Below are 26,728 nucleotides of genomic sequence, written 5' to 3'. Positions count from 1 at the left end.
GGGACGCCGCTACGGGAGGGGCCGGCCGCGGGCGGCGGCCCAGAGCGCGTACCAGGCGTCGCCGTCCATCCGGTCGGCGACGGCGGGCGCCTGCGCGCACGCGGCGATCCGCTCCGGCCGCGTCGAGCCGACGACCGGGCTGATGCCCGCCGGGTGCCGCATCAGCCAGCCGAGCACCACGGCCTCCGGTGCCGCGCCGTAGTCGGCGGCCAGACGCGCCACCAGCGCGGCCGTCGCCCGGTCCGCCGCGGCCCGGTCAACCGCATCCGGCCCTTCGGAGTCGGCCGCGGCCTGGCGCTCGGCCGCGGACCCGACGGCGGGGCCGCGATCCTCGGCACGGTCCGCGGGGGCCGGGTGCCCGACGGCGGGGCCCGCGCCCGCCCCGCCTTCCCCGCCGGGGTCGACGGCCGGGGCGGGCACCGCCGCCGGCCCCGCGGGCGACGCGCCGGCCGTCCGGCCGCCGGGTCGCGTGAAGCGCCCCTGCCCGAGCGCGCCCCAGGCCTGGAGCCGCGCGCCAGTCTCCGTGCAGTGCCGGATGGTCCCGTGGGGGAAGGACGTGTCGGAGCCCTCGGGGTGGTTGACGAGGACCTCGGCCTCGAGCCAGTCCAGCCGGTGCAGGCCGAGTTCGAGCTGGTTCGCGGCCAGCGGCCCGCCGAGCGCGGCCTCGAAGGCGCGCATCTGGGCCGCCGCCATGTTCGAGACCCCGAGCCGGCCGACCTTGCCGGCGTCGCGCAGCCGCACGAAGGCCCCCACGGTCGCCTCGGCGGGGGTGAGCGGGTCGGGCCGGTGGATCAGCAGCGTGTCCACGCGCTCGACCCCGAGCCGGCGCAACGAGGCCTCGACGGAGCGCTCGACCCAGCGCGCCGAGGAGTCGTAGCGTCCGGGGGCGCCGCCGTCGGGCAGCCGGATCCCGCACTTCGTTTGCAGCGAGACCCGGTCGCGCAGGCCGGGGCGTTCCGCGAGGACCCGGCCGAGGACCTCTTCGGAGGTGCCGCGGCGGTAGATGTCCGCAAGGTCGAACTCCGTGATCCCGGCCTCGAGCGCCGCGTCGACGGCCCGGTGCGCGGCGGCGAGGTCGGCGGGGCCCGGCGGCGACCCGTCCCAGCCGCCGCCGAGCCCCATGCACCCGTAGACGAGGGTGCCGCGCGGCACGCCGCTAGCCCTGCGGCGTGCCGGCGATGTTGACCAGCCAGGTGGCGCCGTAGCGGTCCTTGAGCATGCCGAACGCGTCGCCCCAGGGCGCGACCTGCACGGGTTCGATGACGTTGCCGCCCTCGGCGAGCTTGTCGAAGTAGCCGCGCAGCTCGGAGTCGTTGTCCCCGCTGAGCGCGATCGAGATGCCGTCCCGGTTCGCCTGCCCGTCGGGGGTGTCGCCGGCCATGAGCGCGACGGAGTCGGAGACGGTGAGCATGGAGTGCATGACCTTGTCGGCCTGGGCCGGGCCGTTCATGCCGGGGATGTTCGCCTCCCCGTACGTGTTGACCTCCAAGTCGCCCCCGAGCGCGCGGTGGTAGAACTCCATCGCCTCGCGCGCATCGCCGTTGAAGCCGAGGTAGGGGTTGAGCCGAGACTGCATGGTGCCACTCCTGGTTCTCGCGGAAGCGGGCCGGATCCGGCCCACGGCCCATTGTGCTCCGGGCGCGCGGCGCTGGCGAGGGGTCGCAGCCATGGATTTAGTTGCCCTAGGACAACAATTCGCTTATAGTTGACCTACCGCAACCATCACCCCCGCACACCCCCGGGAGCCCCATGCCATCCACGGCCACCGCCGCGCCGCCCGCCATGTCCCACCGCGAGGTCCTCCAGGCCCTCGCCGGACTGCTCATGGGCATGTTCATCTCGATCCTCGCGAACACCGTCGTCTCCAGCTCGCTGCCGATCATCGTCGGCGACCTCGACGGCGACCAGACCGCCTACACCTGGGTCGTCACCGCGACCCTGCTGGCCACCACGATCTCCACCCCCGTCTGGGGCAAGCTCGCCGACCTGCTCAACCGCAAGCTGCTGCTGCAGCTCTCGCTCGCCCTGTTCGTGCTCGCCTCCGCGGCGGCCGGCTTCGCCCAGGACCCCGGGTTCCTCATCGCGATGCGCGTGTTCCAGGGCCTCGGCGGCGGCGGCATGGCCGCGCTGAGCCAGATCGTCCTGGCGGACATCATCTCCCCGCGCGACCGGGGCAAGTACATGGGCCTCTTCGGCGCCGTCATGGCCGTGGGCACGGTCGCGGGTCCGCTGCTGGGCGGGTTCGTCACGGACACCATCAACTGGCGCTGGAACTTCTTCCTGGCGCTGCCCTTCGCGGTCGTCGCGATCGTCCTGATCCAGAAGACGCTCCACCTGCCCGCCCTGCCGCGGCGCCGGGTCCGCATCGACTACCTCGGCATCGTCCTGCTCTCCGCGGGCGTCTCCCTGCTGCTGGTCTGGATGTCGCTGGCCGGGTCGCAGTTCGCGTGGGCCGGCCCGGAGACGGCGTGGATGGTCGGCGGCGCCGCCGTCGCGTTCCTGCTCTTCGTCGTCGTCGAGCTGCGCGCCGCGGAGCCGCTGTTGAACCTGCGCCTGTTCCGCAACCGCACGTTCACGCTGGCCGTGGCCGGCTCGCTCATGGTCGGTCTGACGATGTTCGGCACGTCGGTGTTCCTGTCCCAGTACATGATCCTCGCCCGCGGCGCGACGGCGACGCAGGCCGGGTTGATGACGATCCCGATGATGGCCGGGCTGCTGCTCGTCTCGACGGCCGCCGGCGCACTGATCTCCCGGTACGGCGCGTGGAAGCCGTACGTCGTCGCCGGCTCGCTGCTGCAGACGGCGGGCCTGTTCCTGCTCGGGACCATCCACTACGACACGCCGTTCCCCGTCGTCGGCACCTACATGTTCGTGCTCGGCGCGGGCGTGGGACTGGTCATGCAGAACCTCGTCCTCGTCGTGCAGAACGCGGTGCCGCACGCCGAGATCGGCGTCGCCAGCTCGGCCGTGACGTTCTTCCGCACGCTCGGCGGCACGGCCGGCGTGTCCCTCATGGGCGCCGTGCTCGCCGCGCGGGTCCCGGAGCTGTTCGCGGAGCGCCGCGCGGCCCTGTCCTCCGCGCTCGCCTCCCTCGGCGAGGACGGGCAGGCCGCCGCGGGGCAGTTCGCCTCCGGCACGCTGCCCGACGTCGCCGCCCTGCCCGTGGCCGTGCGCGTCGTCGTCGAGTCCGTGTACGGGGACGCGGTCGCCCACGTCTTCGCGATCGCCGCGCCGCTGAGCCTGGTGACCATCCTGGCCGTGCTGTTCCTGCCCAACCTGCCCCTGGGGACGAAGACCCGCTCCCAGCGCGCGGCCACCGAGGACGCGTCCGACGGCGGCGCCGGTCGCGCCGCCGCCACCGTCCCTGCCGCGGCGGCGGCCCCGGCCGCCGTCGTGCCCGCCCGGAACGGCACCACCCCCGCCACCGGCCGCGCGGGGGGATCCCGTGGCTGACCCGCGCGAGCGCCGGCACGCCGACCACCACGCGGAGAGCCTCGAGCGGGCCATGGCCGCCGGCGCCGACGCGGACACCGCCGGCCTGGTTGCGGACGTGGAGGAGGAATTCGCGCAGCTGGTGATGGGCGCACGGCGCTGGATGCGGCGCCTGGCGGAGCGGGTGGACGAGCGCCTGCTGCCGTTCGACTTCAAGGTCCTCTCCCTCGTGGAGCGGCTTGGCCCGGTGCGCCAGGGCCGGATCGTGGCGGAGCTGGACACCGACAAGTCGATGGTGTCCCGGTCCGCGAAGCGGCTGCTCGAACTGGGCCTGCTGGACCGCGTGCCCGACCCGGAGGACGGAAGGGCCGGGCTGCTGCGGCTCAGCGCCGACGGGCGGGAGCGGTTCGCGGCGGCCAGTGCGGAGCACCGGGGCGCCATGACGCGGCGGTTGGCCGCGTGGTCGCCCGCGGAGCTGCGGCAGCTGCGGGAGCTACTCGCCAAGTTGCGCGATCCCGGCGCGCAGGACTGACCCCGCCGACTCCCCTCCGACCTGCGGATTCCGGATCACGGTACGGCCACTCCCCTCCCGCCGACCGCCGTCCGGGTCTACGCTGGCCGCAGGCGGACGATGGAGGGCGTCATGACGAAGCCGGTGACCACCACCCAGGGAACGGGCAGCCTCTGGATCCTGCGGGGCGTGCTCGGGATCGTGTTCGGCCTCGTCGCGTTCGCCTGGCATCCGGGCGTTCCCGCCACCCTGTTCCTGATCTTCGCGTTCTGGGCGATCATGGACGGCGCCGCGGGCGTGATCCACTACGCCGGGGACCACTACGGGCGCAGCCGGTGGGTCTTCGCGGGGGGCGTTGCCTCGGTCGCGGCCGGCATCGCCGCCCTCGCGTGGCCCGAGGCCGAGGGCCTGGCGCTGGCCGCCGTCATCGGCGGGTGGGCCGCGGTGCTCGGGGCCACCGAGATCGGGTTCGCGTTCCGGCGGCGGGGCATCGAGCCGCTCTGGTGGGCGATGCTCTGCTCCGGCCTGCTGGCGGTTGCGGTCGGCGTCGCCCTGGTGTTCGTCCGGACGGCCGGCGTCGTCGCCTTCTCCTGGGTCCTCGGCGCCTTCGCCGTCGTCTACGGCGCCCTGCTGATCATCCACGGCGTCGCCATCCGGCGGCTCGGCGACGATCTGGAACGCGCCCACCACATCACCGCCTGAGGCGGCCCCGCGCGCCGTCCGGACCCGGTCGGCGCCCCACCGACGGGAGCGGACATGGAACAGCGATACGACGCGATCGTGCTCGGCGCGGGCCCGGGAGGCGAATCGGTCGCGGGCCGGCTCGCGGGGGCCGGCCGGAAGGTGGCCCTCGTCGAGCGCGGGCTTGTCGGCGGGGAGTGCGCGTACTGGGCCTGCATCCCCTCGAAGTCGCTGCTGCGCCCGCCGGAGGCCCGGACCGGGGCCGAGCGCGCCGCCGGGGTCCGCGGCGCGTCCCTCGACTGGCGCGACGCCAGCGACTACCGGAACGAGATGATCCGGCACCTCGACGACTCGGCCCAGGTCGAGGGCTACACGGAGCAGGGCGTCGCCGTCGTCAAGGGCGCGGCACGCGTCACCGGCCCCGGCACCGTGGAGGCGGCGGGCCGGACGCTGTCCGCGGAGCACCTCGTCGTGGCGACCGGTGCCTCCGCCGTCGTCCCCACGCTCGACGGCGCGGACGCCGTGCCCGTCTGGACCAACCGCGAGGCCTACACGGCGACGGAGCTGCCGCGCCACGCGGTGGTCGTCGGCGGCAGCGCCGTCGGGACGGAGACGGCCACGTTCCTCGCCGGGTTCGGCGTCGGGACCGTCCTCGTCCACCGCGGCGAGCGGCTCATGGAGCGCGAGGAGCCGCGCGTCGGCGAGCTGGCCGAACGCCACCTGCGGGCGGCCGGCGTCGACGTGCGGACGGGCGCCACCGCCGAGCGGGCCCGCCGCGACGGCGGCGGCGCCGTCGTCGACCTCTCGGACGGCACGACCGTCCCGGCGGGGGCCGTCGTGTTCGCGACCGGCCGCCGCCCGGCCACCGACGGGCTCGGCCTGGAGCGGGCCGGCGTGCGGCTCGGCGAGCGCGGCGAGGTGCTCGTCGACGACTCGTGCCGCGCCGCCGACGGCGTGTGGGCCGTCGGGGACGTCACCGGCCGGATGCCGTTCACGCACGTCGCGAAGTACCAGGCTGGCGTCGTCTGCGACTCGATCCTCGGCCGGCCGCGCCGGGCCACCTACGACGGGATCCCGCGCGTCGTGTTCGGGGACCCGGAGATCGCGGCCGCCGGGCTGACACGGACGCAGGCCGCGGACCGGGGCCTCGCCGTGGCCGGGGCCCACGTCGATCTGGCGAAGGAGACGGCGCGGCCCTGGACCTACGAGCGCGAGCCGCGCGGGGAACTGGGGCTCCTCGCGGACACGGAGCGGAAGGTGCTCGTCGGCGCGTGGGCCGTCGCGCCGCAGGCCGGCGAGTGGATCCACTGGGCGTCCCTGGCCATCCGGGCGGCCATCCCGCTCGAGACCCTCCGCGACCAGGTGGCCCAGTTCCCCACCTACACGGAGGGGTACCTCTCGGCGCTCGCCCGGCTGGAGGGCTAACCCCCTAGTTCGCGTAGGTGTGCTGGAGCTGGCCCGTGGCCGTCCACAGCGCGACGGAGTCGCCGCCGTTGTTCAGGACGTTCGACGTGCCCCCGTTGTAGTAGGCTTCGTCGCTGTTCGTGCCGGTGCCCGTGTAGACGCGCAACTCGTCGCCGGGCTCCAGGACGTAGCCGTCGCCGACGGCGAGGATGTTGTTGGCGGCGTCGCGCAGGAGCCAGCCGGAGACGTCGACGGCGGCCTCGCCGTCGTTGCGCAGCACGACGTGCTCGCCCGTGTCGGGCTGCAGGTCGGCACCCGGGACGTTGTTCACCGAATCGGCGATGACGACGCCGCAGTTGGCGGGGAAGGACTCGAGCCCCTTGAGGTGGCGGGCCGCCTGGATCGGGAAGTCGCCGGTGATGCGCTCGACGCCGAGGGCCAGGGACTGCTCGATCGCCTCGTCGGAGTTCACGGTGTAGACGCCCAGGCCGAGCCCGGCGGCCTTGACGCGGTCGGCGCCGGCCTGGTCGAGGTTGCGGTAGTTGGTGCCGAAGGCGTCCGCGAATCCGGCGTAGCGCTCGAGCGTGGCGGCGTCCGGGACGGTGCCGGCGAGCTGCTGCAGCGGAATCTCCGGGGCGAGCCGGGCGAACTCGCGGTTGGAGGCCTCGTCGAAGCCCAGGACCTCGACCTTGCCGGCCTCGACGAGGCGCTGCCACCGGGGGTCGTTTCGCAGCTTGTCGGCGACCAGCTGCTCGATCCCCGGGGACATGACGGGGGACTTGATCTCGATGAACACGCCGGTGGCCTGGGTGCCGAGGCGGGCGGCGTCGTCCAGGTGCGGGATCTTCTCGCCGGCATAGCGCTCGGAGAAGTAGGAGCCGGCGTCGAGCTGCTGCAGCTCGTCCCAGGTGAAGGAGGTGATCGGGGCGTTCGCCCGCGCGGGGAAGACCTCTTCGACATTGGTGGTGCGCGCCGGGGTGTTGTCGTGGAACAGGAACGGCACGCCGTCGGCGGACAGCTGGACGTCGATCTCGAAGAAGTCGGCGCCCGACGCGCGGCCGTCCTTGAACGCGGCGACGGTGTTCTCGGGGGCGGTGCCCGCGGCGCCGCGGTGGCCGATGAGCACGGCGTCCGACGGCGCGGTCGCGGCGGATGGGGCAACGACGGCGGACGGCGCCGCGGACGCGGGGCCGGCCAGCAGGATCAGTCCGGCGGCCGCGGCGGCGGACGCCCCGAGGAGCTGGAGGGTGCGGGAGGGCATGGTCTGCCTTTCGTGGGGGCTGACGACGGTCGCCTCGACCCTGTCCCACGCAGGGAACCGTCCGGCCACGCGGGGATGAAGCGCCGGTGGCCCCGCCACCACGCGCAGGTGACGCCCCTCGGACCGGCGGCCGGACCGCGACATCGCCCCGTCCGTCCGACATCACCCCTCCCGCGCGAAGTCACCCCTCCCGCGCGAAGTCACCCTTTCCGCCCGGTATCACCGGCTGCTGCCGGCGATCTGGCGGCCAAACCATGACGTCGCGGACGCTGCGGACGTGGCGGACCGATCGGACGTCGTCGGCCACCGGACGGTCCGAACGTCCCCGGCCACCGGACGGTCCGAACGTCGCCTCCCACCGGACAGTCCGGGCGTCGCGGACGGTCCGGCCCTGTCAGGCGCCGCCGTCGTGCCCCGCCCGCCGCACCCACGCCGCGTGCCCGGCCACGGCGGCGGCCGTCAGGACGACGGCGACGCCGGCGCCCCACGCGAAGATCGCCCCATACATCCGCTCCTGGGCCAGCGGCGCGGTCGCGAACGTGAACAGGGAGCTGCCCAGGAACAGGCTGCACACGAAGAGGGAAACGCTCGTGGCGCGGGCCCGCGGCACGATCTCCGTGGCCCAGCCCTGCATCGACACGTGCAGGATGGCGTTCGCCAGCGCGATCCCGAGGGACGTCGCCGTCAGGGCCACCGGCCCCTGGGACACGGCGGAGAGCCCGTACGCGGCGACGGTCACGGCGCCGCCGACCGCCATGATCCGGGTGCGGGCCAGGCGCCTGGCGAGCGTGCGCATGATCCGGGCGCCGACGATGATCCCGAGACCGTACAGCGCCGCGAGGACGCCCGCGGCCGTCACGCCGACTCCGGCGTCCTGCAGGGCGGGCACGATGTACGCCAGGCCGCCGAGGATCACCGCGCCCTCGAGGACCGCCAGCGCGTAGAGGCCCACTGCCGGCGGGGCGAAGGCCAGCCGCAGCGGGGGCCGGGTTCCGGCGGCGGCGTCGCGGGCGCCGCGCAGGGCCGCCAACAGCGCGAGGCAGCCCAGCGGCGTCAGCGCGAAGACCAGCCGCCAGTCCACGAGGGCCGCGAGTGTGCCGGCCACGAGCGTCGCGCCCGTGTTGCCCAGCGCGCCGTAGACCTGCAGGCCGGACAAGGAGCGGACCCGGTCGGTCCCGGTGCGGGTGTCGCCGATGAGGGTCAGCAGCGTCGGGTACAGGGCGCCGACCATCAGCCCGGTCAGCGCGCGGGCGGCGACCAGGAACCCGTGGCCCAGGAAGACCGTGCTGGCCAGGCCGCCGAGGATCGTCCCGGCGAGCGCCAGGCGCAGCACCGCGACCCGCCCGAACCGGTCGCTCAGCAGTCCCCAGGCCGGCTGCCCGAGCGCGTACAGCATGTAGTAGACCGCCACCAGTTCGACGGCCTGTCCCAGCGTCAGCCCGGTCCCGGCCGCGAGGGCGAGCAGCATCGGCGGGGTCGCGAAGCGGTCGAAGAAGGACACGAACCCGACGGCGCGCAGCACCCACTCCGGGACGCCGCCGACGTCCCCGCGGCGTGCGCGCTCCGCCTCCACGGGCACTCCCCTCGCCTCGGACATTCGGCCAGCCTACTGGGGCCGGGGCGGACGGTTGCGGTGGGGGGCCCGAGGCGGAGCCGGCCCGCCTAAGCTGGCCGCGTGTCCGCTCCCGCCGTCGCCCCCGTCCTGCGCCGCGCCCGCCTGGGCGTCGCGCTGCTGTTCCTGACCAACGGCGCCCTGTTCGCGAACCTGCTGCCCCGCTACCCGGAGATCAAGGCCGGGCTCGGGCTGACGAATGCCGAGTTCGGGGCCGCGGTCGCGGCATTCCCGCTGGGCGCGCTCGCGGCGGGGCTGGCGGCGGCGGGTCTGATGCGCCGGTTCGGGTCGACGTCCGTGGCGACCGCCGGAACGGTCCTGACCGGGCTGGGCCTGCTGGCGGCCGGGTCGGCGCCGTCGTGGGCGCTTCTCGCCGCGGCCCTGGCGGTGGCCGGCGGCATGGACGCGATCACGGACGTCGCGCAGAATGCCCACGGCCTGCGGGTGCAGCGGCTGTACGGCCGGTCGATCCTCAACTCCTTCCACGCCGTGTGGAGCGTCGGCGCCGTGCTCGGTGGGCTCATGGGGTCGGGGGCGATCGCCGTCGGCCTCGGTCTGGTGCCGCACCTGGCCGTGTCAACGCTGGTCTTCGCCGCCGTCGCCGTCGGCGCCCGGGCTCTGCTGCGGACCGGGCCCGGCCCCGTGGCCGTGGAGGACGACGACGGCGGCGCCGCACCGGGGTCCGCCCGGGATGGTGCGGAGGCCACCGGACGCGGGTCCGCCCGGGGCGGCGCGGCACGGCACTGGGCGCTGGCCGCGTTCGTGCTCATCGCGGTGGCCGACGCCGTGATCGAGGACTCCGGCAGCACCTGGGCGGCGCTCTACCTGTCCGGCCCGCTGGGCGCCGCCCAGTCCGTGGCGGGCCTGGGGTTCGTGGCGATGGTCGGCGCCCAGTTCGTCGGCCGGATGGCCGGAGACCGGCTGGTGGACCGGTTCGGGCAGCGCGGGGTCGCCCGGGTCGGCGGCCTGCTCGCCGCCGCCGGGTTTGGCACGGCCCTGGCGTTCCCGACCGTCCCTGGAACGATCGCCGGGTTCGCCGCGGCCGGCCTGGGCGTCGCGACGCTCGTGCCCGCCGCGATGCACGCGGCCGACGAGCTGCCCGGCTACCGGCCCGGCACGGCGCTGACCGCGCTGGCGTGGTTGATGCGACTCGGCTTCCTCTGCTCCCCGCCGGCCATCGGCCTCATCGCGGACGCGACCAGCCTCCGGATGGGCCTGTGGGCGGTCCCCCTCGCGGGCGCCGCCGTCGTCGTCCTGGCCGCGGCGCTGCCCGGCAGCGTCCATGGCGGGCCCGCGGCGCGGCCCCGCCCGGAGGGCCCCACCGCCGCATGAGCCCGCGGACGGCGCAGGCGGTTGCGACACCATGCGCCGTCCGCAGGCCCCTGCGCGGCCGCAGGGGGTGAGGAACGCCCGCAGGCTCATGCGCGGGACCGGGCCTGGCCGAGAGGCGGACCATCCCTACCCGGCCGGCGGGTACTGGCTCTCCTTGAGCAGCCGGGCCAGGTGTGCGGCGTGGCGGGCCGCCGTCGTCGTGGTGCGGGCGGTGTTCTCCGGGGTGTCGGGCAGGTCCTGGTAGTCGGTCGACTGCATCGCCTCGCCCACCCAGTACGTGGAGCCCTGCGCCGGGATGGTCAGGCCGACCTCGTTCATGGCCGCCGAGATCTCCGCGATGGTGTGGTGCGCGCCGTCCTCGTTGCCCACCACCGCGACGAGCCCGACCTTGCCAAACAGCAGGATCCGGCCGGCGTCGTCGGTCTCGGACAGCTCGGCGTTGAGCCGCTCCATGACCCGCTTGGAGGTGCTGGCGGGCTGGCCGAGCCAGATCGGCGTCGACAGGGCCACGATGTCCGCGCCCAGCACCTTCTCGCGCAGGGCCGGCCACTCGTCGCCGCCGCCCATGTCCGTCTTTACGCCGGGGCGGATGTCGTGGTCGACGGCGCGGACGACTTCCGTCTCGACGCCGTGGCTGGCCAGCTCGTCGGCGAGCTGCCGACCGAGCAGGTCGCTGCTGGAGCGGGCCGGCGAGGGGTTGAGGGTGCAGACGAAGACGATCGCTTTCAGGGGTGCCATGGCGCCAGTCTCCGGACCGGCGCCGGAGGGGTCCAGAGGAGCGGAAGCCGCGAGGCGCGGCCGGAGGGTCGCCCCCGTGCTCCGGCGGGGCCGCGCCGGAGCGTCCGCTCGGCCGGCCCGCAGTACGCTGGCGGCATGGTCGATGTCAGCGTCTCCACCACCATCCGGCGCCCGGTCGAGGAGGTCTCCGCGTTCGCCGCGGACCCGATGCGCGCCCCCGAGTGGTACCGGAACATCAAACGGGCCAGCCTGCTCGACTCGCCGCCCGTCGGCGAGGGCTCGCGGGTCGCGTTCGAGGCGCAGTTCCTCGGCCGGCGCTTGGCCTACACGTACGAGGTCGTCGAGTACGTGGCCGGACGGCGCATGGTCATGCGCACCACCGAGGGCTCGTTCCCGATGCGGACGGACTACGTGTGGGAGCCGGAGGGCGACTCCGCCACCCGGATGACCCTGCGCAACTCGGGCTCTCCGCGCGGGTTCTCCCGGCTTGCCGCCCCGTTCATGGCCCTCGCGATGCGGGCGGCGAACCGGAAGGACCTCGCCGAGCTCAAGCGGATCCTCGAGTCCGCGCAGACGGCCCGGTAGTAGGCCGCAGTCCCGGACCTCCACCCCGCCGACGGGACGGCCCGACCCCGGGCGGCCCGGCACGCCGGCCGGGCGGACCAGCCCCCGGAGGTCAGCCGGCCGGGGGAACGAACCCGCCCGCCACGGTCCGGCCCAGCGCCTCGGTGAGCAGGTCCACCCCGGCGAGCAGGTCCGCGTCGTGCGTCAGTTCCTTCTCGTTGTGGCTGATGCCGTCGACGCTCGGCACGAACAGCATGATCGTCGGCACGATGTCCTTGAGGTTGGTCGAGTCGTGGCCGGCGAGCGTGCGCACGGTCCCGTGGGGCAGGCCCAGCCCCTCGGCGCACTCGGCCGCCAGCCGCATGCCCGCCTCGTCGTAGGCCTTGGCGGCCCAGATGTGCTGGGCGCCGCGCTCGATGCGCACGGAGGCGCTCCGCTCGATCTCGGCGATCCGGCGGTGCAGCTCGGCGTCGGCCGCGGCCAGGACGTCGGCGTCGGTGCTGCGCAGGTCCACGAGCAGGTCCACGCGGCTGGCGACGACCACGGGCGAGTTCGGGGTCACGGTGAACTCGCCGCAGGAGGTGATCACGGCGTGCTCGTCCGTGCTGCAGCCGTCGGCGATCTCCCGGGCGGCGACCACGAGCATGGACGCGCCGAGCAGCGCGTCGTGCCGGTCCGCGATCACGGTGGCGCCGGTGTGCGCCTGCTCGCCGTGGACCGCGAACTCGTACTTGTTCGCGCCCCACGTCGACTCGACGAGCCCGATGGTCAGGCCGTCATCCTCGAGGGAGCGTCCCTGCTCGATGTGGATCTCCAGGTAGGCGGCCACGTCCAGCGTGAAGTCGCCGATGGTGCCGATCGACTCGAGCGCCTCGCGGACGGTGGTCCCGTGCGGGTCCGTCGTCTCGAGGACCTGCGCGGCCGGGAGCTTGCCCGTGAAGACGGAGCTGCCCATCATGGACGGCTTGAACCGGCACCCCTCCTCGTTGAACCAGTTGACGACCGCGATGTTGAACGCCGGGGCGGCCCCGCCGTCGGCCACCCGCTGCGCGAGCCTGATGGCGGCGTGCGCGCCCGCGAGGACGCCGTAGGCGCCGTCGAACCGCCCGCCGAGCGGCTGGGAGTCCAGGTGCGAGCCGACGGCGACGTAGGGCGCCCCGGGGACTAGCTCGAGCAGCGCGAACTGGTTGCCGACCTCGTCGTAGCGGACCTCGAACCCGTGGCCCTCGACGAGCCCGCGGAACCAGTGGCGGGTCTGCCCGTCGGCGACGGTGCCGGCCTGCCGGTCGACGCCGCCGCCCGGCGTGGCGCCGAGCGTGGACATCGAACGGAAGTCGGCCAGAAACGCGTCGCGCTGGGCGTCGGTTCCGGGGACGACGGCGGCGGCCGGGACGGGGTGGGTGCTCATGCGGGGACCTCCAGGGTGGTGTCGAGGGGACGGCCGGTCCTCGGGGCGTGGCGGGGGCCGCCGGCCCCCAGGGCGTCGTGGGTGAACCGGCCCCCGACGGCCGTGGCCAGCACGGTGAGGGCCGCGATGTCGGGGGCGTCGAGGGGGTTGCCGGACAGGACGGTGAAGTCGGCGAGCTTGCCGCGGGACAGGGTGCCGCGCGTGCCGAGGGTGCCGGTCGCGATCGCGGACCACTCGGTGTAGCTGCGCAGGGCCTCCTCCGGGGTCAGCCCCTCCCCCGGCCCGCCGAGGATGCGGCCGGCCTCGGTGCGGCGGTCGACGCTGGAGGCCATGGCGCGCAGGACGTCGTTGTCGGCCACGGGGAGGTCGGAGGAGCCGGCGGGGCGGATCCCGGCATCGACCAGCGAGCGGCCCCGGTAGAGCCACGACTCGCGCTCCGGCCCGACGAGTTCGGCGAACTGGTCCCCGAGCGGGCCGATGAACGAGGCCTGCGGCGTGACGGCGATCCCGGCCGCGGCGACGGCTGCGACCTGGTCGGGCCGGGCGATGCCGAAGTGCTCGATCCGGTTGGGCAGGCCGTTGCTGCCGTAGGTGCGCTGGCACCCGCCGATGATCTCGATCGCGAGGTCGATGGCGGCGTCGCCGATGGCGTGCAGGGCCACGGGCCAGCCGGCGCGGTACGCGGCGTCGACGCGCCCGCGGTAGGCCTCCGGCGTGTCCAGCAGGTAGCCGTGGTTGTGCGGGTGCCCGCAGAAGTCCTCCGTCATCGCGGCGGTGGCGCCGAGGAGCGAGCCGTCCATGAAGACCTTGACCGGGCCGAGGGAGAGCCAGTCGTCCCCGAAGCCGGCGCGGATGCCCAGGTCCAGCCCGCGCCCGGCTCCGGTGCCGCGGAAGTCCTCGGGGTCCGCCGCGAGCGGCCGCAACGCGTCGAGGGCGGGCATAAGCTGGGCGCGCGCGTGGAGGCGCCCGGTGTCCCGGGCGAGCTGGTAGGCGGCGAGCTCGGCCGGGCTGTGGCCGATCCAGCCGCCCCCGACGCCGGCCTCCGTGAACCCGGTAATCCCGGCGGCGGCGTAGCGGCGGGTCGCGGCGTCGAGCGCGTCGGCGATCCGCTCGGCCGGGTACGGCAGCAGCATCGACTGGACGAGTTGCTGGGCCGCCTCCTCGACGAGCCCGGTGGGCCGGCCGGCCGCGTCGCGGACGACGGCGCCGCCGGTCGGGTCCGTGAAGCCGGGGTCGAGCGCGCCCGCGCGGCGCAGTGTCTCCGTGTTGGTGATGGAGCAGTGCCCCGAGGTGTGGCGCAGGTACAGGGCGCGGCCGCCGCTGGCCGCGTCGAGGCGGTCGATGTCCGGGAACGCGCCGCCGTGGTGCTTGTGGTTGAAGCCGGTCCCTTGGATCCAGCGGTCGGGGGCGCCGCCGGGCAGCGCGTCCAGCCGCCGGGCCTCGGCCTCGACGCGGGCGTAGACGTCCTCGAGCCCGCGCGCCGTGGACAGGTCCACGGCCTCCAGCCCCAGGCCCCACCACGCGGTGTGGCAGTGGGCGTCGATGAAGCCGGGGACGACGGCGGCGCCGCCCGCGTCGAGCACGGCTTCGGCGGCCAGGCCGGCGACCTCCTCGTCGAAGCCCGCGATCCGGCCGGCGAAGACGCCCAGGGTGCGGGCCCGGGGGCGAGAGGGGTCGAGGGTGACGATGTCGGCGTTGGTGACCAGCAGGTCGAGTCTCATGGTGTTCCTTGCGGCAGGGATGGAGCGGTGGTGCGGGACGACGGCGGCGGGGCGGCCGCCGCCGTCGTCCATGCGGCCGTGCTGGGCTAGTGCTTGAACCCGGGAAGGTCGACGCTGAGGCGCGGCGCGACGGCCCCGGCCACGGCGGTGAACAGGCTCAGGAACACGAGCATCGCGGCGGCGGGCCACCAGTGGCTGCCGGCGGCCGCGACGGCGCCCGTGGCGGCCAGAGGCACGAAGCCGGAGAGCATGCCCGCGGTGTTCTGGGCGAAGCCGACGCCGGTGTACCGGGTCGCGGCCGGGAACAGCCCGGTCAGCACGGTGCCCGAGGCGGCGTACGGGAAAGACAGGGTGGCCACGGCCAGGACCATGCCGGCGACGACCAGGGGACCGCTGCCGCTGGTGATCAGCCAGAAGGCGGGCAGGGTGGCGACGGCGGAGAGCACGCCGCCCCACAGGATGACCCGGCTGGCGCCGAAGCGCTCGCCGAGGCGCCCGCCGGCGATGAGGACGGGGATCTCGACGACGGCGGCGATCATGCCGCCGAGCAGCATGAGCGAGGGGTCGTAGCCGAGCACGTTCACGCCGTACCAGACGACGAACGCCGTGACCAGGTAGAAGCCCCCGACGCCGAGCAGGGCGGCGGCCATGCCGACGATGATCTGCAGCCAGGACTGGGCAAGCGTGGTCCGGATCGGGGCCTTCTCGACGGCGTCGTGCTCCATGAGCTCCTGGAAGACCGGGGACTCCTCGAGGCGGCTGCGGATGTAGAGGGCGACGAGCAGCATGGGGATCGCGGCCAGGAAGGGGATGCGCCAGCCGAAGGAGTTGAAGCTCTCCTGCGAGAAGAACAGGGTCATCAGGAAGAACCCGCCCGAGGAAAGGATCGTGCCGATGGGCGAGCCGATCTGCGGGATGGCGGCGTAGCGGGCCCGCTTGGCCAACGGCGCGTTCTCGACGACGATCGTCATCGCGCCCGACCATTCGCCGCCGACGAACAGGCCCTGCAGGACGCGCAGCAGCACGAGCAGGACCGGGGCAGCGATGCCGATGGCCGCGTAGGTGGGGAGCAGGCCGATCAGCCCGGTGACGAGGCCGATGCCCACGATCGTGATCATCAGGACGCGGCGGCGGCCGATCCGGTCGCCGAGGGCCCCGAAGAACATGCCGCCCAGGGGACGGGCCACGAGGCCGACGCCGAACGTGGCGAAGGAGGCCAGGGCGGCCGCCGTCGCGTTCTCGTTGGCGAAGTATTGGACGTTGAAGACCAGCGCGGCCGCCGCGCTGAACAGGAAGAAGTCGTACCACTCCATGGCGGTACCGAGCAGGGCGCCGAGGGTGACCTTCCGCGCCTCCTCTTCCGAGATCTGCCGGGTGGCCCCGGCCTCGAGATGGTGGGCCGGAACGGCGTTGGTGGTGGTGGCCATGTCTCCTCCGCGGGACGCGTGGTGGGTGATGCCGGCCGGGTCGGCCCCGGCCACCACCCAGCATGCCCTGGACCCACGCGTTCTTGTGTCGCCAATCACATCCGGTTCCGTAGACTGGCGTGTGCAAATGCCCAATTTTTGCCCGCGGAGGCCGTGTTGGAGACCCCTGAAGCAGCCGGACTGTCGGATTCCGACGCCCGGCGCTGGAACGAACTGCTCGACGGCCTGGACGCGGAGGAGTTGACGGACGCGTTCCTCGCCCGGGTCCTCGAGCTCGAGGACTACCGCGGCGGTCCGCTTCCGGCCCGCGAGATCCGCCGGACCGGCACCGCGTCGTTCGAGGCCCTGATCGCGGGGCTGCGGCCGGGGGCCGACCGGGTGGCCCTCGAGGCGGAGCAGCAGGACATCGCCCTGGAGGTCGGGGTGTCGCGGGCCAGGGCAGGGATCCCGGTCGCGTCGCTGATGACGGCCATCCGCCAGGACTTCACGGTGCTGTGGGACCGGCTGCGCGGTCAGGCCGGGCCCGGCGACGCGCCGCTCCTGGTGCGGCAGGCGGACTCGGTGTGGCGGATCGTCGACGAGTACGCAGCCTTGACGCAGGCGGTCTACCTGCGCGAGAGCCAGCGGATGGCACTGGAGGAGAGCTCCGCCCGCCAGGCGCACCTGGCGGCCCTACTCGGTCCGACCGCGGCGACCCCCGCCCAGCTCGAGGCGATCGCCGAGGGGCTCGGCATCGATGCCGGGACGCCGCTCTGCGTCGCCGTCGCACTCGGTGACGCGGCCTCGGGATTGCGGATCGCGGCCGCCCAGGCGGAGCGCCGGGGAGTCCTCATGATGGCCCACCCGTCCGCGGACGGCCTCACGGTCCTCTGGGCCCCGGGCCGGCCGGGCTCCGCGGCGGCCGAGACCACCGAGCGGGTCCGGGCCCTGTCCTGCGGCCTGGTCGAATCGGTCGACGGGCTCGCCGGCATCTGGCCCGCGGCGCGGCTGGCGCGCGAATTGGCCGGCCTGGCCGATCCCGTGGATGGGCGGGCCGCGACGCTGGACGACGCGTGGCCCCGGATCGCGCGGCTCCGGCTGGCTGAGGCGGGCGTGCCCCTCGGCGCACCGGTCGACTCGGCACTTGCCGGCTGCGGACCCGCCGAGCACACGCGGCTGGTCGAGGCCGTCCGCGCCTACCTCGAGACGGGAAGCGTCGCCGAGGCCTGCCGGCGCGTGTTCTGCCACCGGAACACCCTCATGAACCGCCTGCGCCGCTTCGCCGACCTGACGGGCATCGATCCGACCGTGCCGAGGGAGGCCGCCCGCCTCGTGATCGTCTGGGCGTAGGCGCGGGCGACGGGACAGCGCGCAGCAGGCCGGTGGGCGGACCGGCGCCCCAAGCGCGTCGCCGGGCGGACCGGCGCCTCAGGCGCGCCGCCGTCGTCCGCCCCCGCACACCCTATGGCGCCGGTGGCGCCCCACGTGACTCCCAGCGACGCCTCCGGTTGCCGCGACATTGTGAAACAGGGCACAATCGGCCCTGAATCAAGAGTCCCTGCCGCGAAGGCCCTGGCCGGCGGGGCGGCAACCCTCAGGCTGTAGCGGGGTGCCCCAGGTGACGATTCGACGCGCGCCAGCCCGGCGCGCGTAAGTACGGCGCCGCAGGGGACGCGGCGCGTGGAGAGCGAAAGGCACACCTATGACCGAAACCGCCATCACCCCGGACTTCGACATCGACCTCGAGGAGGCCACGGTCCGCGCCGAACGGCTCGAGGCCGCGGGCCGCAACTGGTTCGAGCGCATCGGGCAGGACCCGGGGAACGCCGACCTCGTGTTCCGGGCGCGTGGAGAGGGAATCGGCTCGGTCGCGACCCGGATCACGGCCGGCCGGCACGAGTTCACGATCGACGAGCCGGCGGCCCTGGCCGGCGACGACGAGGGCACGAGCCCCGTGGAGGCTGCGCTGGCCGCGCTCATCTCCTGCCAGGTCGTGGTCTACCGGCTGTACGCGCACCAGCTGGGCATCCGCGTCGAGGACATCGCGATCGACGCCGAGGGCGACCTGGACGTCCGCGGCCTGTTCGGCACGGCCGACGGCGTCCGCCCCGGCTTCTCGGACGTCCGGCTCAAGGTCACCCTGACCGGACCCGAGCCCCGGGAGCGCTACGAGGAACTGCAGCGGACCGTCGACGAGCACTGCCCGGTGCTGGACCTGTTCCGCAACCCGGTACCCGTCTCCGTGGAGGTCGCCAAGGCCTGACCCGGAACGCCGGCGGCGCCGGGACGCCACGTTGGGTGGTGTCCCGGCGCCGCTGCGCGTGAGGGCTCGGGCGGGGGCCGCTGCGCGTGAGGGCCCGGGCGCGGGCGGGCGCCGCTTGCGGGCGCGCGCCCGCGCCCGGAGGCGGGGCTACGCCTCGACGGAGCGCTGCCGGCCGCCGGTCTTGCCCTCGATCGTCTCGGCCGGGGTGCCGGCCTGGACGGCGATCTTGCGGGGCTTGGCAGTTTCCTGGACCGGGATGGTCACGCTGAGCACGCCGCGGTCGTAGTGGGCCGCGATGTTCTCAGTGTCCAGGCCCTGGCCCAGGCTCAGCTGCCGCACGAAGCTGCCTCCGCGGCGCTCCCGGGTGATCCACTGGACGTCCTCGTCGGCGTTGAGCGTGCGCTCGGCCCGGATGGTCAGGAGCTGGCCGTCGACGTCGATGTCGACGGAGTCCGGATCGATGCCGGGCAGGTCGGCGCTGAGGACGTAGTGGTCCCCTTGGCGGAACAGGTCCATCGGCATCTCCCGCAGGGCGCTGCGCCCCTCGAGGAGGGCGCCCGCAACGCGGTCGAGCTCGCGGAACGGGTCGAACATGGTGGCCATTGCGATCAACTCCCTTTCGCGGCACCGGGGTGCCTTGTCGTGGTCTTCCTAGGGCGTCCCTAGAGTTGAGTCTCTCCGACTCAACTGTTATGAGATTAGCACTCTCCTGATGTGAGTGCCAGATCTTCGCCACGCCGTGGGTGAACGCGGATGCGCGGTCGGTGGACGGATAGTCTGTGGGGCGTTCCCACGGGGGGTGAGGGAACATCCCCGCCCCCGTCGAAGGAACCCATGCCGAAGCTTTCCGCCGCCCTTCCGGCCGCAGCCGCCGCACTCGCGTTGGCGCTGGCCGGTTGTTCCGCCCCGTCCCCCGAGCCCGCCCCCGCCGCAGCAACGGAGGCCATCGACAGCGCCACGGACCACAGCCCGGAGGACGCACTCTTCGCGCAGACGATGCTCCCGCACCGCGAGCAGGGCATCGAAATGACCGACATCCTCCTCGCCAAGCCGGGGATCGACGACGACGTGGAGGACGTGGCCCGGCAGGTCGGCGCCAACCACTCCAGCCAGGCCGAGCAACTGGGCGCGTGGCTGAAGGCCCAGGGCGAATCGACCTCCCCGCAGCAGGCGACCGACGGGCTTCAGCGCTCCATGGAGGGCCTGCTCTCCGACGAGGAGATGGACCGGCTCCGCGACGCCCCGGCCGGCGAGGCCGAACGGATCTACCTCGCCGGAATGATCGAGCACCACCAGGGTGCCGTCGCGATGGCCCAGCAGCAGGTGAGCGATGGGTTCAACGACCAGGCCGTCGGGCTGGCCCGGCAGATGGTCGACCACCACCGCGAGGAGATCGCCCAGATGGAGCAACTACTCTCCCGGTACTGAGCGCCCGCCGGCGCGTGCGCCCGGGACGCTCCGCCCCCGGGACGCTCCGCCCGGGGTCGCTCCGTCCGGGGTCGCTCCGTCCGGGGCGGATGCCATGGCTGATCGGCGGCGGGCTCCGCGTTCAGAACGGCGGGACGTCGTCGTCCGATGGTCCCTCGTGTGGCTTGACCGGCGAAGCGGCAGCGGCCTCCCTCGCGGCGACACCCCGGCGGAGGTCTTCGAGGCCGTAGGCCCAGACCTTTTCCGAGTGGGGATCGACGGGGATGGCCCGTGGGGACTCCGCAGCCGGGGCTGGTTCGCGCGGAGGCGGTGGCCCGTGAATGGCCCAAGGGATCTCCGGCGCGGTGATGTGGCGCCGGCCCGTGACGGTGGTGAACTCGATGGCGCCGCCGCCGAGCGGCGTGGAGCGCATGAGTCCGGCGGTGTCCAGTGCATGGTGGCGGGCGCAGTCGGGGTGGAGATTGTCCAGGCTGGTCTCCCCTCCCGCGGCCCACTCGATGGCATGGTCGTTCTCGCGGGCCGGCATGTTGCAGCCGCCGACGCTGCAGGTGGGTTGCCGGGCCTTCAGGACCCGCTGCTGCGCGCGGCTGGGTCGGTAGCGGGCCCTTCCATAGTTGGGACGGGCCAGAGCCGACGGCGGCGTGAACAGACCTCGCCAGTCGACGGCCGCTGGGCAACCCCCCGGGGGCGGCGCGGGAGACCCGGTGCACAGTGCGGCACGGATGGCCCGGCGCTCCCGGTCGGCCGGCCGGTACTTCCGGGCGGCCATCGCGACGATGGTGCGCCCATCGGGCCCGGTATAGAGGCGGTCCCAGGTCGCGGCGGAGGCGGCCAGCGCGAGGGCGGTATCCGTGTCGAGGGGTCCGTATCCGACGAGATGCGCCCCGCCGGCAGAGCCCGCCCGGGTATCGGCAGCGGCCGGTTCCCCGGGGTCCAGCCCATGCTCTGCATCGCCGCCCGCGACCTCTCGCCGAAGGACCTCGGTTTCCACAGCGGTCCCCGCACCAGCGACACCGCCCGCCGCCCCCTGCGGCAGCGCCGCCCATGACGAGCCGGACGACAACGCGGCGGGCTCCGTAACACCCGACGCGCCTTCGTCAGCAGGCTGGTCATCCCCCTCGGGGTGCAGCTCGTCCCGGCCCTCGACTCCGGGACGGGCCAGAATCTCAGACTGGCCTTCGCTGTCGGCGCTGTCGGTGTCGGCACGGTCGCGTCGGGCCCCGTCGGCGCCGCGGTCGGACGGGGCCCCGACAGCTCCCTCGAAAGCGCAGACGGGCTCGGCTCCGGCTCCGGCTTCCCTCGCGGCGCCCTCTCCCCTCGCGGCGCTCTCTCCCCTCGCGGCGCCGACGGCCGTCGCGGCACCGGTCTCGGCGGCGGAGTCCGTTCTGGTCGCGGTGGGAAGGCAGGTGTGCGGCAGGAGGACCATGACTTCCGCGCGGATGTTCTCCCATGCGGAGGCTTCCTCGGTTCCGAGGACAAGCTCCACGAGGACGTCGGCGCGGAGTTGCGTCATGGTGCGGGTTTCCCCGGGCTGGCTCTTGAGTTCCGCCGCGATGTTGGACAGGCGGTCCGCCACGGCGACGCCGTACTCGGCGGGGATCTTCGCGAAGAGTTCGGCCATGCCCTCCTCGCCGGGGGAGACCACGACGGCGCGGTCGGCCCGGTGACGCCGGACGCGCTCCTTGGCGGGACCGGGGCCGAGCTTTTGCCTGAGGGACTTGGCCGTCCGCCCCAGGGTCGCGGGATTGGTGGTCGGCGCCCTCTGGAGCAGTTCGCCCTCGAGCCAGGCGCGGCGCAGCCCGTTCTGGGCGAGTTCCCCGGCCACGGATCGCAGGTAACCCTCGCGAGTGGCCTCGTCGACGTCGGGCCCCGGGGGCTCCAGGGGTTCGGGCTGGACTTCCTGACACGCCTCCACGATGGTGCGGGCATGCAGACCCGAGATCGACCCCTCGGAGAGCGCGGCGAGGACCTGGGGATGCTCCTGCTCCAGGTCCAGAGCCTCGACGATGCGGATTTGCATGGTCCGCTCCGAGAGGTGGAGCGCCTGGGCGAGCGTGAATGCCAACGACGTCTTGAGCCAGCCGCCCCAGGCGGGCGTGGGGGCGCCGAGCTCGCAGCGAAGCCGCGCCGTGGCGTCGGCATCCGCCGCCTTTCCGCTGGAGCGTTCGGCCAGGTCGCTGATCTCGCGCTGGTGTTCGAGCCCCATGGCCTTGGCCGCCGCGGCCAAGGCGACGTGGGTATCGGACTCGAGGCACCGCCGCCGGGCCTCCAGCGCCATGGCGACGGCCTCTGCTTCGGCCAGGGAGAGCTCGGCATCCGGGGCAATCCAGAGCCGCCCATCGGCAAATCCGGCCCGCTCGGGCGCGACCCCACGAATGGGCAGGAGCGCGCCAGGACGGTCCGGGCCGGGAGCCGGGGGTGCGAAGTCCCGCACCCGGACTTGGGACGCCGGCTCGGCGGGAAGGCCGTCGCCCGGGACCGGCGTCCCAGCCGAGGCGGCGCCGCCACCGACGACGGTCGGGCGCTCGGCGCCGGCGCCGGGGGTACCGGCACCCGCGCCAGGGACACCGTCACCCGTGCCGCGCGCAAACCCTTCGCCCAAGTCCATGCGACCAGACTAGAAGAGACCTACGACACATTGGCGCTGGGTACTCAATTTGTGGAAAACCCGTTCTAGTCGCTGCCCCGTCGTCCACGCGAATCGGCCGCGGCGCGGCCGCCGCGCCCCGCAGCGCCGCCACCCGCGCCGCCACCCGCGCCGCGCCCGCGCTAGACCCGCCGCGCCCGCGCTAGACCCGCGCCCCGCCCGGGCTCGCCCGGCGCTACACCCGCTGCCCGGCGATGATCTTCTTCGCCGCGTCCAGGTGGGCGGTCGTGCACTTGCCGCCGTACCCGGCTTCGTACATGTAGTAGTCGTCGAGCCGGCCCACGCGCTGTGCGCCCATGACGTCGGAGATGCAGTCGGCCATGTGCTCGGTGCCGTTCGAATTGCCATAGACGCGGTTCATCGCCGCGTCCATGGCGTCGGGGTCGTACCCGTAGGCCCGGTACTGCAGGATGTGCCCGCATTCGTGGTACTGGACCGCCACGGCCAGGGCGTGGTCGGGGTGCAGGGACTTCCCCCTCGGATCAAGCATGGAGAGGTGGATCAGTTCCTCCACGTACAGCCCATCCCCGGTCCACCAGGCCTTGAACATGGCCCAGTTCAGGTTGTCCCGGGCGGCCTCGAGCGGCACCCCGGCGCACCACTGGGCGATGTTGGCCGCCGCCGCCTGGCCCCAGACGCCGATGTCCGTGGTCGACGTCGATGCGTAGGCCAGTTCGCCCGCCGGGACGAGCAGCGGATCGACCTTCGCGAGGAACGCCGCGGTCTCGGCCCTGACGACGGCCCGGGACGGCCCGAACGAGCCGTCCGCGTACCCCGCCGTGACACCCCGGTCCCGCAGCCAGGTGGCGGCCCGGTAGAACGCGGAGGACGGCGACATGTCCGTGAACGGGGACGTGGTCGGTGCCGTGAACGAGCCCTCGCCGCCCAGCCGAAGCAGGAAGCCCGCCAGTTCGCCACGCGTGACGGGGTCGCCGGGCCGAAACGTCCCGTCGCTGTAGCCGACGGAGATCCGCGCGGACGCGAACCAGGAGATCGCCTCGAAGTTCGCGCCGCCGACGGCGACGTCGGAGAAGTCGCGGATCCTGTCCGCCGTGTAGTTGGGCTTGACCTGCCGGTACAGGAACGCCGCGACCTCGCCGCGCGTGACCTGACGGTTCTTGCGGAAGGTGTTGTCCGTGTAGCCGACCGAGATGCCCTTGCACGCCATCCAGGAGATCGGGGCATAGAACGAGGAGCCCTCGGGCACGTCGGCGAAGTCGGGTCGGCCGCAGTAGCTGACCGCGGCGTACGACGTCCGGCTGACGCCGACCGCCGGGCGGTCGGTGCCGGAGACATGGGATTCGGTCGGTGGCTCGGCCGGGTCGGCCGGCGGCTCGTTCGTCGTGGGCGCGGCCGGCGCGGTCGTCGCGGAAGTGGACGACGGCGATGCAGCGGTCGTGGACTCGGCCGACGTCGTAGGCGCGGCCGGCGCGGAAGTGGACGACGGCGATGCGGCGGTCGTGGGCGCGGGCGCCGCGGTCGTCGCCGGAAGCGCGGCGGGGGCCGGGGACGCCAGGGCGGCGGGCGTTGCCAGGGCGAGCGCAGCGGCGGAGACGACGGCGGCCGCGGCGGAGCGCAGCCCCCAGCGGGGGCGGGAAGACGACATGGGCAGGCCTTCGGACGGGGGGCGGGCGGCGTGGGGCCGACCTGCGCCCGGCCCGAACGGGTCCGGCGCGATCCGCCCCGTCCATTCTCGACGGCGACGCGGCGCCGGGACGAAATACTGCGCGTTTCCTTGCCCACTCCAGAGGTTGGGCCGACGGTCGGCTGTGGCGGGACCCGGCGGCCGGTTTCCCCGCCGCCGCGGCCAGGCGGCCGTGGTGCCGCCGGCCCGCCCGTCAGCGGGCCCGTCGGCCGGCCCACCGACCGGCTACCGCTCCGCCGCGGCAAGCCCCTCCCGCACGGCCCGCCCTGCGGCGCGCATCGCCGCGGCGTCCGTCGCGGGGACGACGGCGGCGAACCGCGCCGCGTAGTCCCCCAGATCCTCGGCGACGGACCCGACGACGGCGTACACCGGGACCGGGCGTACGGTGGCGGCCACCCGGTCCATGATCGCTGAGACGATCTTCCCGCCGGCCGTCTGCGAGTCCAGCCGGCCCTCCCCGACGACGACCGCCACCGCCCGCGCCAGCTGGGCATCGAAGCCGACGGCGTCGAGCACGGTGTCGGCTCCGGAGACGAGCTCCGCCCCGTACCGTGCCCACAGGCCGCCGGAGAACCCGCCGGCGGCCCCGGTCCGGGGCACGCCGGTGGGGTCGCGGGGCAGGGCGCGGGCCTGGCGCGAGAGCCGGCGGGTCAGGGCCTTGACGGTCGCGGCGTCGGCGCCCTTCTGCGGCCCGAAGACCCGGGCCGCGTCCAGGAACGTCGTGGTCACGTCGGACAGGACCGTGATCCGGGCGCCGCGCAGGCCACCGGCCTCCTCGATGGCCTCGATGGCGCCCGCGCCGCCGTCGGTGGTCGCCGAGCCGCCGGCCGCCACCAGGATGCGGCGCGCGCCGCGGCGCGCGGCCTCCGCGATGAGCTGGCCCGTGCCGTAGGTGCTCGCGGCGACCGGGTCGCGGTCGCCGTCGTGCGGCACCGTCAGGCCGCTGGCTTGGGCGAGTTCGACGACGGCGGTGTCGCCGGCGATCCCGAGGACCGCCTCGACGGGCGCGCCCCACGGGTTCCGGGCCACCACCCGCACCGGCTCGGCGCCGAGGCCGCGGCAGAGCGCGTCGTAGGTGCCCTCGCCGCCGTCGGCGACGGGCAGTTCGACGGCGGCGCCTCCCGCGTCGCGGATGCCCGCCGCGATGTGGGCTGCGACCTCGGCGGCGGTGTACGTGCCCTTGAAGCTGTCCGGGGCGACGAGGATGCTCACCGGCCGGCGGCGGGCTCCAGCGCCTCCGGGTTCACCAGGTGGGGCGGCCGCTCCCCGGCGGCGATGGCCAGGGCGTTGAGGGCGCTGAGCCGGGACATCTCCGCCCGCACCGGGACGGTGGCGCTGCCGACGTGGGGCAGCAGCACCGTGTTGGGCAGCTCGGCCAGGCCGGGCGCCAGGGCCGGCTCCTCCTCGTAGACGTCGAGGCCCGCCCCGGCGATCGCGCCGTCGCGCAGGGCCTGCACGAGGGCGGCCTCATCCACCACGGGTCCACGCGCGGTGTTCACCAGGATGGCGCTGTCCTTCATCCGGCGCAGGACGTCCGCGTCCACGAGGTGGCGGGTGTCCGCATTCAGCGGCACGTGCAGGGACAGGAAGTCGCTGCGCTCCACGAGCTCCCCCCACGGCATCTGGGTGACCCGGCCTGCGAACTCCCCGAGCTCGGCGTCGGAGACGGGCCGGTCCCCGGGCGGGCGCGGCGCGAACAGGACCTCCATGCCGAAGCCGAGCGCCCGGCGCGCGGTCGCGCGGGCGATGCGCCCGAAGCCGGCCAGGCCCAGCGTCGCGCCGGAGACGTCCGCGCCGAGCATCATGTCCGGCTCCCAGCCGTGGAAACGGCCCTCGCGGACCATCCGGTCCCCCTCGACGACGCGGCGGGCCGTGCCGAGGATGAGCAGCATCGCGATGTCGGCGGTCGCGTCGGTCAGGACGCCGGGCGTGTTCCCAACCAGCATCCCGCGCGCGGTCGCCGCCGCGACGTCGATGTTGTTGTAGCCGACGGCGAAGTTGGAGAACCCGCGCACCCGCGCAGTGGCGACCAGGTCGGCGTCGATCCGGTCCGCGAGCTGCGTGAGGACGGCGTCGTAGTCGCCGCTCGCACACAGCCGGGACAGCTCGTCGTAGCTGGGGGTCCGCTCGAGCACCGTCACGTCCGCCCGTTCGGCGAGCAGGGTCGGGGCGGGCTCCGGGATGGGGGTCGTGACGAGGACTCGGGGCAGGCTCACAGGGCTCCTTCGCAGGACGGGACGGTGGCGGACGCCATGACCCATTCAAACGCTTCCGCCTTGGAGCGCGCACCCTGGGCGGCCTTCGAGCGGTTCGGCTCGCCCAGTTCGTCAAGCACGGATTGCGAAAGCCGGGACGCCTTCCCTAGGGAGTGTTGCTAAAGCTGGTTCCGAGCCAGACTAGGGCTGAGGCGAGTTGTATGGCGGCGTGGAAGTTGCGGGCAGTTTTGTCGGTTCGCATCGCCAGTCCGCGCCAGCGTTTGAGTTGGTTGAAGCAGCGCTCGACGACGTTGCGGCGCCGGTAGGTCTCCGCGTCGAAGGCCGGCGGCCGTCCGCCCCGGGATCCTTTCCTGCGGCGGTTGGCCACCTGGTCGGCCTTTTCCGGGATCGTCGCGGCGATCCCGCGGGCGGCCAGCCAGGCCCGGTTGGACTTCGAGGGGTACCCCTTGTCGGCCAGGA

Annotated in this window: 24 protein-coding genes and 1 riboswitch; of the genes, 9 read left to right on the top strand and 15 right to left on the bottom strand. The window is 74.2% G+C overall.

Features of this window, described 5'->3' with window-relative positions:
- Positions 1-9: 9 nt before the first annotated feature.
- Positions 10-1,152 (bottom strand): aldo/keto reductase, encoded by a 1,143-nt coding sequence (locus AC1Q5D_RS16875; RefSeq protein WP_481739616.1) that lies wholly within the window; start codon positions 1,150-1,152, stop codon positions 10-12.
- A 4-nt stretch (positions 1,153-1,156) separates the two neighbouring features.
- Entirely contained in the window at positions 1,157-1,576 is a 420-nt protein-coding gene (locus AC1Q5D_RS16870) for a VOC family protein (RefSeq protein WP_481739615.1), read from the bottom strand.
- 173 nt (positions 1,577-1,749) lie between these two features.
- Here AC1Q5D_RS16870 and AC1Q5D_RS16865 point away from each other — a divergent pair, with 173 nt between their 5' ends.
- The 4 genes from AC1Q5D_RS16865 to AC1Q5D_RS16850 all read left to right on the top strand — a co-directional run bounded on the left by AC1Q5D_RS16865 (position 1,750) and on the right by AC1Q5D_RS16850 (position 6,049).
- Positions 1,750-3,453 (top strand): DHA2 family efflux MFS transporter permease subunit, encoded by a 1,704-nt coding sequence (locus tag AC1Q5D_RS16865; RefSeq protein WP_481739614.1) that lies wholly within the window; start codon positions 1,750-1,752, stop codon positions 3,451-3,453.
- Positions 3,446-3,964: a MarR family winged helix-turn-helix transcriptional regulator gene (locus AC1Q5D_RS16860; protein WP_481739613.1), complete on the top strand. Its 519-nt coding sequence runs from the start codon at positions 3,446-3,448 to the stop codon at positions 3,962-3,964. Before AC1Q5D_RS16865 ends, AC1Q5D_RS16860 begins: the two co-directional genes overlap by 8 nt.
- Before the next feature lie 111 nt (positions 3,965-4,075).
- On the top strand, positions 4,076-4,645 hold the full coding sequence (locus AC1Q5D_RS16855; RefSeq protein ID WP_481739612.1) for an HdeD family acid-resistance protein: 570 nt from the start codon (positions 4,076-4,078) through the stop codon (positions 4,643-4,645).
- Between the two features lie 54 nt (positions 4,646-4,699).
- Positions 4,700-6,049 carry a dihydrolipoyl dehydrogenase family protein gene (locus AC1Q5D_RS16850; RefSeq protein WP_481739611.1) on the top strand — a complete coding sequence of 450 codons (1,350 nt, stop codon included), beginning with the start codon at positions 4,700-4,702 and terminating at the stop codon, positions 6,047-6,049.
- Between the two features lie 4 nt (positions 6,050-6,053).
- Here AC1Q5D_RS16850 and AC1Q5D_RS16845 read toward each other — a convergent pair whose 3' ends face one another.
- Entirely contained in the window at positions 6,054-7,289 is a 1,236-nt protein-coding gene (locus AC1Q5D_RS16845; protein ID WP_481739610.1) for a glycerophosphodiester phosphodiesterase family protein, read from the bottom strand.
- Between the two features lie 394 nt (positions 7,290-7,683).
- Positions 7,684-8,886: an MFS transporter gene (locus tag AC1Q5D_RS16840; RefSeq protein ID WP_481739609.1), complete on the bottom strand. Its 1,203-nt coding sequence runs from the start codon at positions 8,884-8,886 to the stop codon at positions 7,684-7,686.
- 78 nt (positions 8,887-8,964) lie between these two features.
- Between AC1Q5D_RS16840 and AC1Q5D_RS16835 the strand changes: the two genes are divergently transcribed.
- The gene (locus tag AC1Q5D_RS16835) at positions 8,965-10,233 is read left to right on the top strand and encodes an MFS transporter (RefSeq protein WP_481739608.1); all 1,269 of its coding nucleotides are present in this window, start codon (positions 8,965-8,967) and stop codon (positions 10,231-10,233) included.
- Between the two features lie 126 nt (positions 10,234-10,359).
- Here AC1Q5D_RS16835 and AC1Q5D_RS16830 read toward each other — a convergent pair whose 3' ends face one another.
- Complete coding sequence (locus AC1Q5D_RS16830; RefSeq protein WP_481739607.1) at positions 10,360-10,971, bottom strand: flavodoxin family protein; 612 nt, start codon at positions 10,969-10,971, stop codon at positions 10,360-10,362.
- A 135-nt stretch (positions 10,972-11,106) separates the two neighbouring features.
- On the opposite strand from AC1Q5D_RS16830, the gene AC1Q5D_RS16825 reads away from it, so the two are divergent.
- Positions 11,107-11,556 carry an SRPBCC family protein gene (locus AC1Q5D_RS16825; RefSeq protein ID WP_481739606.1) on the top strand — a complete coding sequence of 150 codons (450 nt, stop codon included), beginning with the start codon at positions 11,107-11,109 and terminating at the stop codon, positions 11,554-11,556.
- Between the two features lie 91 nt (positions 11,557-11,647).
- Here AC1Q5D_RS16825 and AC1Q5D_RS16820 read toward each other — a convergent pair whose 3' ends face one another.
- The 3 genes from AC1Q5D_RS16820 to AC1Q5D_RS16810 all read right to left on the bottom strand — a co-directional run bounded on the left by AC1Q5D_RS16820 (position 11,648) and on the right by AC1Q5D_RS16810 (position 16,091).
- Entirely contained in the window at positions 11,648-12,943 is a 1,296-nt protein-coding gene (locus tag AC1Q5D_RS16820) for a M20 family metallo-hydrolase (RefSeq protein ID WP_481739605.1), read from the bottom strand.
- Entirely contained in the window at positions 12,940-14,664 is a 1,725-nt protein-coding gene (locus tag AC1Q5D_RS16815) for an amidohydrolase (RefSeq protein ID WP_481739604.1), read from the bottom strand. The genes AC1Q5D_RS16820 and AC1Q5D_RS16815 overlap by 4 nt, the downstream gene beginning before the upstream one ends.
- Positions 14,665-14,750: 86 nt before the next feature.
- The gene (locus AC1Q5D_RS16810) at positions 14,751-16,091 is read right to left on the bottom strand and encodes an MFS transporter (RefSeq protein ID WP_481739603.1); all 1,341 of its coding nucleotides are present in this window, start codon (positions 16,089-16,091) and stop codon (positions 14,751-14,753) included.
- A gap of 153 nt (positions 16,092-16,244) precedes the next feature.
- Between AC1Q5D_RS16810 and AC1Q5D_RS16805 the strand changes: the two genes are divergently transcribed.
- Both AC1Q5D_RS16805 and AC1Q5D_RS16800 read left to right on the top strand, forming a co-directional pair.
- The gene (locus AC1Q5D_RS16805; protein ID WP_481739602.1) at positions 16,245-17,420 is read left to right on the top strand and encodes a PucR family transcriptional regulator; all 1,176 of its coding nucleotides are present in this window, start codon (positions 16,245-16,247) and stop codon (positions 17,418-17,420) included.
- Between the two features lie 196 nt (positions 17,421-17,616).
- Positions 17,617-17,733: riboswitch (SAM riboswitch) on the top strand.
- Positions 17,734-17,772: 39 nt separating this feature from the next.
- Entirely contained in the window at positions 17,773-18,333 is a 561-nt protein-coding gene (locus AC1Q5D_RS16800; RefSeq protein WP_481739601.1) for an OsmC family protein, read from the top strand.
- 147 nt (positions 18,334-18,480) lie between these two features.
- On the opposite strand, the gene AC1Q5D_RS16795 is transcribed toward AC1Q5D_RS16800, so the two are convergent.
- Entirely contained in the window at positions 18,481-18,936 is a 456-nt protein-coding gene (locus tag AC1Q5D_RS16795; protein ID WP_481739600.1) for an Hsp20/alpha crystallin family protein, read from the bottom strand.
- A 231-nt stretch (positions 18,937-19,167) separates the two neighbouring features.
- Here AC1Q5D_RS16795 and AC1Q5D_RS16790 point away from each other — a divergent pair, with 231 nt between their 5' ends.
- Positions 19,168-19,761, top strand: a complete 594-nt coding sequence (locus tag AC1Q5D_RS16790; RefSeq protein WP_481739599.1) for a DUF305 domain-containing protein — start codon at positions 19,168-19,170, stop codon at positions 19,759-19,761.
- Positions 19,762-19,882: 121 nt separating this feature from the next.
- Here AC1Q5D_RS16790 and AC1Q5D_RS16785 read toward each other — a convergent pair whose 3' ends face one another.
- From AC1Q5D_RS16785 to AC1Q5D_RS16760, 6 genes are all read right to left on the bottom strand, one after another.
- Complete coding sequence (locus tag AC1Q5D_RS16785; protein WP_481739598.1) at positions 19,883-22,369, bottom strand: HNH endonuclease signature motif containing protein; 2,487 nt, start codon at positions 22,367-22,369, stop codon at positions 19,883-19,885.
- Between the two features lie 214 nt (positions 22,370-22,583).
- Entirely contained in the window at positions 22,584-24,014 is a 1,431-nt protein-coding gene (locus AC1Q5D_RS16780; RefSeq protein ID WP_481739597.1) for an S-layer homology domain-containing protein, read from the bottom strand.
- Between the two features lie 264 nt (positions 24,015-24,278).
- Positions 24,279-25,265 carry a glycerate kinase gene (locus AC1Q5D_RS16775; RefSeq protein WP_481739596.1) on the bottom strand — a complete coding sequence of 329 codons (987 nt, stop codon included), beginning with the start codon at positions 25,263-25,265 and terminating at the stop codon, positions 24,279-24,281.
- Positions 25,262-26,269 carry a 2-hydroxyacid dehydrogenase gene (locus AC1Q5D_RS16770; RefSeq protein ID WP_481739595.1) on the bottom strand — a complete coding sequence of 336 codons (1,008 nt, stop codon included), beginning with the start codon at positions 26,267-26,269 and terminating at the stop codon, positions 25,262-25,264. The genes AC1Q5D_RS16775 and AC1Q5D_RS16770 overlap by 4 nt, the downstream gene beginning before the upstream one ends.
- Complete coding sequence (locus AC1Q5D_RS16765; protein WP_481739594.1) at positions 26,266-26,388, bottom strand: hypothetical protein; 123 nt, start codon at positions 26,386-26,388, stop codon at positions 26,266-26,268. The genes AC1Q5D_RS16770 and AC1Q5D_RS16765 overlap by 4 nt, the downstream gene beginning before the upstream one ends.
- Before the next feature lie 26 nt (positions 26,389-26,414).
- On the bottom strand, positions 26,415-26,728 hold a 314-nt coding region (locus tag AC1Q5D_RS16760; protein WP_481737727.1), incomplete at its 5' end, for a transposase.

It is taken from the genome of Arthrobacter paludis (genome assembly GCF_056782315.1).
This window is presented reverse-complemented; position numbering and strand designations above follow the sequence as displayed.

What these genes read in the sequence shown, in the direction of transcription:
- AC1Q5D_RS16870 (WP_481739615.1), bottom strand. Translation starts at nt 1,576, where the DNA reads ATGCAGTCTCGGCTCAACCCCTACCTCGGCTTCAACGGCGATGCGCGC.
- AC1Q5D_RS16865 (WP_481739614.1), top strand. Translation starts at nt 1,750, where the DNA reads ATGCCATCCACGGCCACCGCCGCGCCGCCCGCCATGTCCCACCGCGAG.
- AC1Q5D_RS16855 (WP_481739612.1), top strand. Translation starts at nt 4,076, where the DNA reads ATGACGAAGCCGGTGACCACCACCCAGGGAACGGGCAGCCTCTGGATC.
- AC1Q5D_RS16850 (WP_481739611.1), top strand. Translation starts at nt 4,700, where the DNA reads ATGGAACAGCGATACGACGCGATCGTGCTCGGCGCGGGCCCGGGAGGC.
- AC1Q5D_RS16845 (WP_481739610.1), bottom strand. Translation starts at nt 7,289, where the DNA reads ATGCCCTCCCGCACCCTCCAGCTCCTCGGGGCGTCCGCCGCCGCGGCC.
- AC1Q5D_RS16840 (WP_481739609.1), bottom strand. Translation starts at nt 8,886, where the DNA reads ATGTCCGAGGCGAGGGGAGTGCCCGTGGAGGCGGAGCGCGCACGCCGC.
- AC1Q5D_RS16830 (WP_481739607.1), bottom strand. Translation starts at nt 10,971, where the DNA reads ATGGCACCCCTGAAAGCGATCGTCTTCGTCTGCACCCTCAACCCCTCG.
- AC1Q5D_RS16825 (WP_481739606.1), top strand. Translation starts at nt 11,107, where the DNA reads ATGGTCGATGTCAGCGTCTCCACCACCATCCGGCGCCCGGTCGAGGAG.
- AC1Q5D_RS16820 (WP_481739605.1), bottom strand. Translation starts at nt 12,943, where the DNA reads ATGAGCACCCACCCCGTCCCGGCCGCCGCCGTCGTCCCCGGAACCGAC.
- AC1Q5D_RS16815 (WP_481739604.1), bottom strand. Translation starts at nt 14,664, where the DNA reads ATGAGACTCGACCTGCTGGTCACCAACGCCGACATCGTCACCCTCGAC.
- AC1Q5D_RS16810 (WP_481739603.1), bottom strand. Translation starts at nt 16,091, where the DNA reads ATGGCCACCACCACCAACGCCGTTCCGGCCCACCATCTCGAGGCCGGG.
- AC1Q5D_RS16800 (WP_481739601.1), top strand. Translation starts at nt 17,773, where the DNA reads ATGACCGAAACCGCCATCACCCCGGACTTCGACATCGACCTCGAGGAG.
- AC1Q5D_RS16795 (WP_481739600.1), bottom strand. Translation starts at nt 18,936, where the DNA reads ATGGCCACCATGTTCGACCCGTTCCGCGAGCTCGACCGCGTTGCGGGC.
- AC1Q5D_RS16790 (WP_481739599.1), top strand. Translation starts at nt 19,168, where the DNA reads ATGCCGAAGCTTTCCGCCGCCCTTCCGGCCGCAGCCGCCGCACTCGCG.
- AC1Q5D_RS16785 (WP_481739598.1), bottom strand. Translation starts at nt 22,369, where the DNA reads ATGGACTTGGGCGAAGGGTTTGCGCGCGGCACGGGTGACGGTGTCCCT.
- AC1Q5D_RS16780 (WP_481739597.1), bottom strand. Translation starts at nt 24,014, where the DNA reads ATGTCGTCTTCCCGCCCCCGCTGGGGGCTGCGCTCCGCCGCGGCCGCC.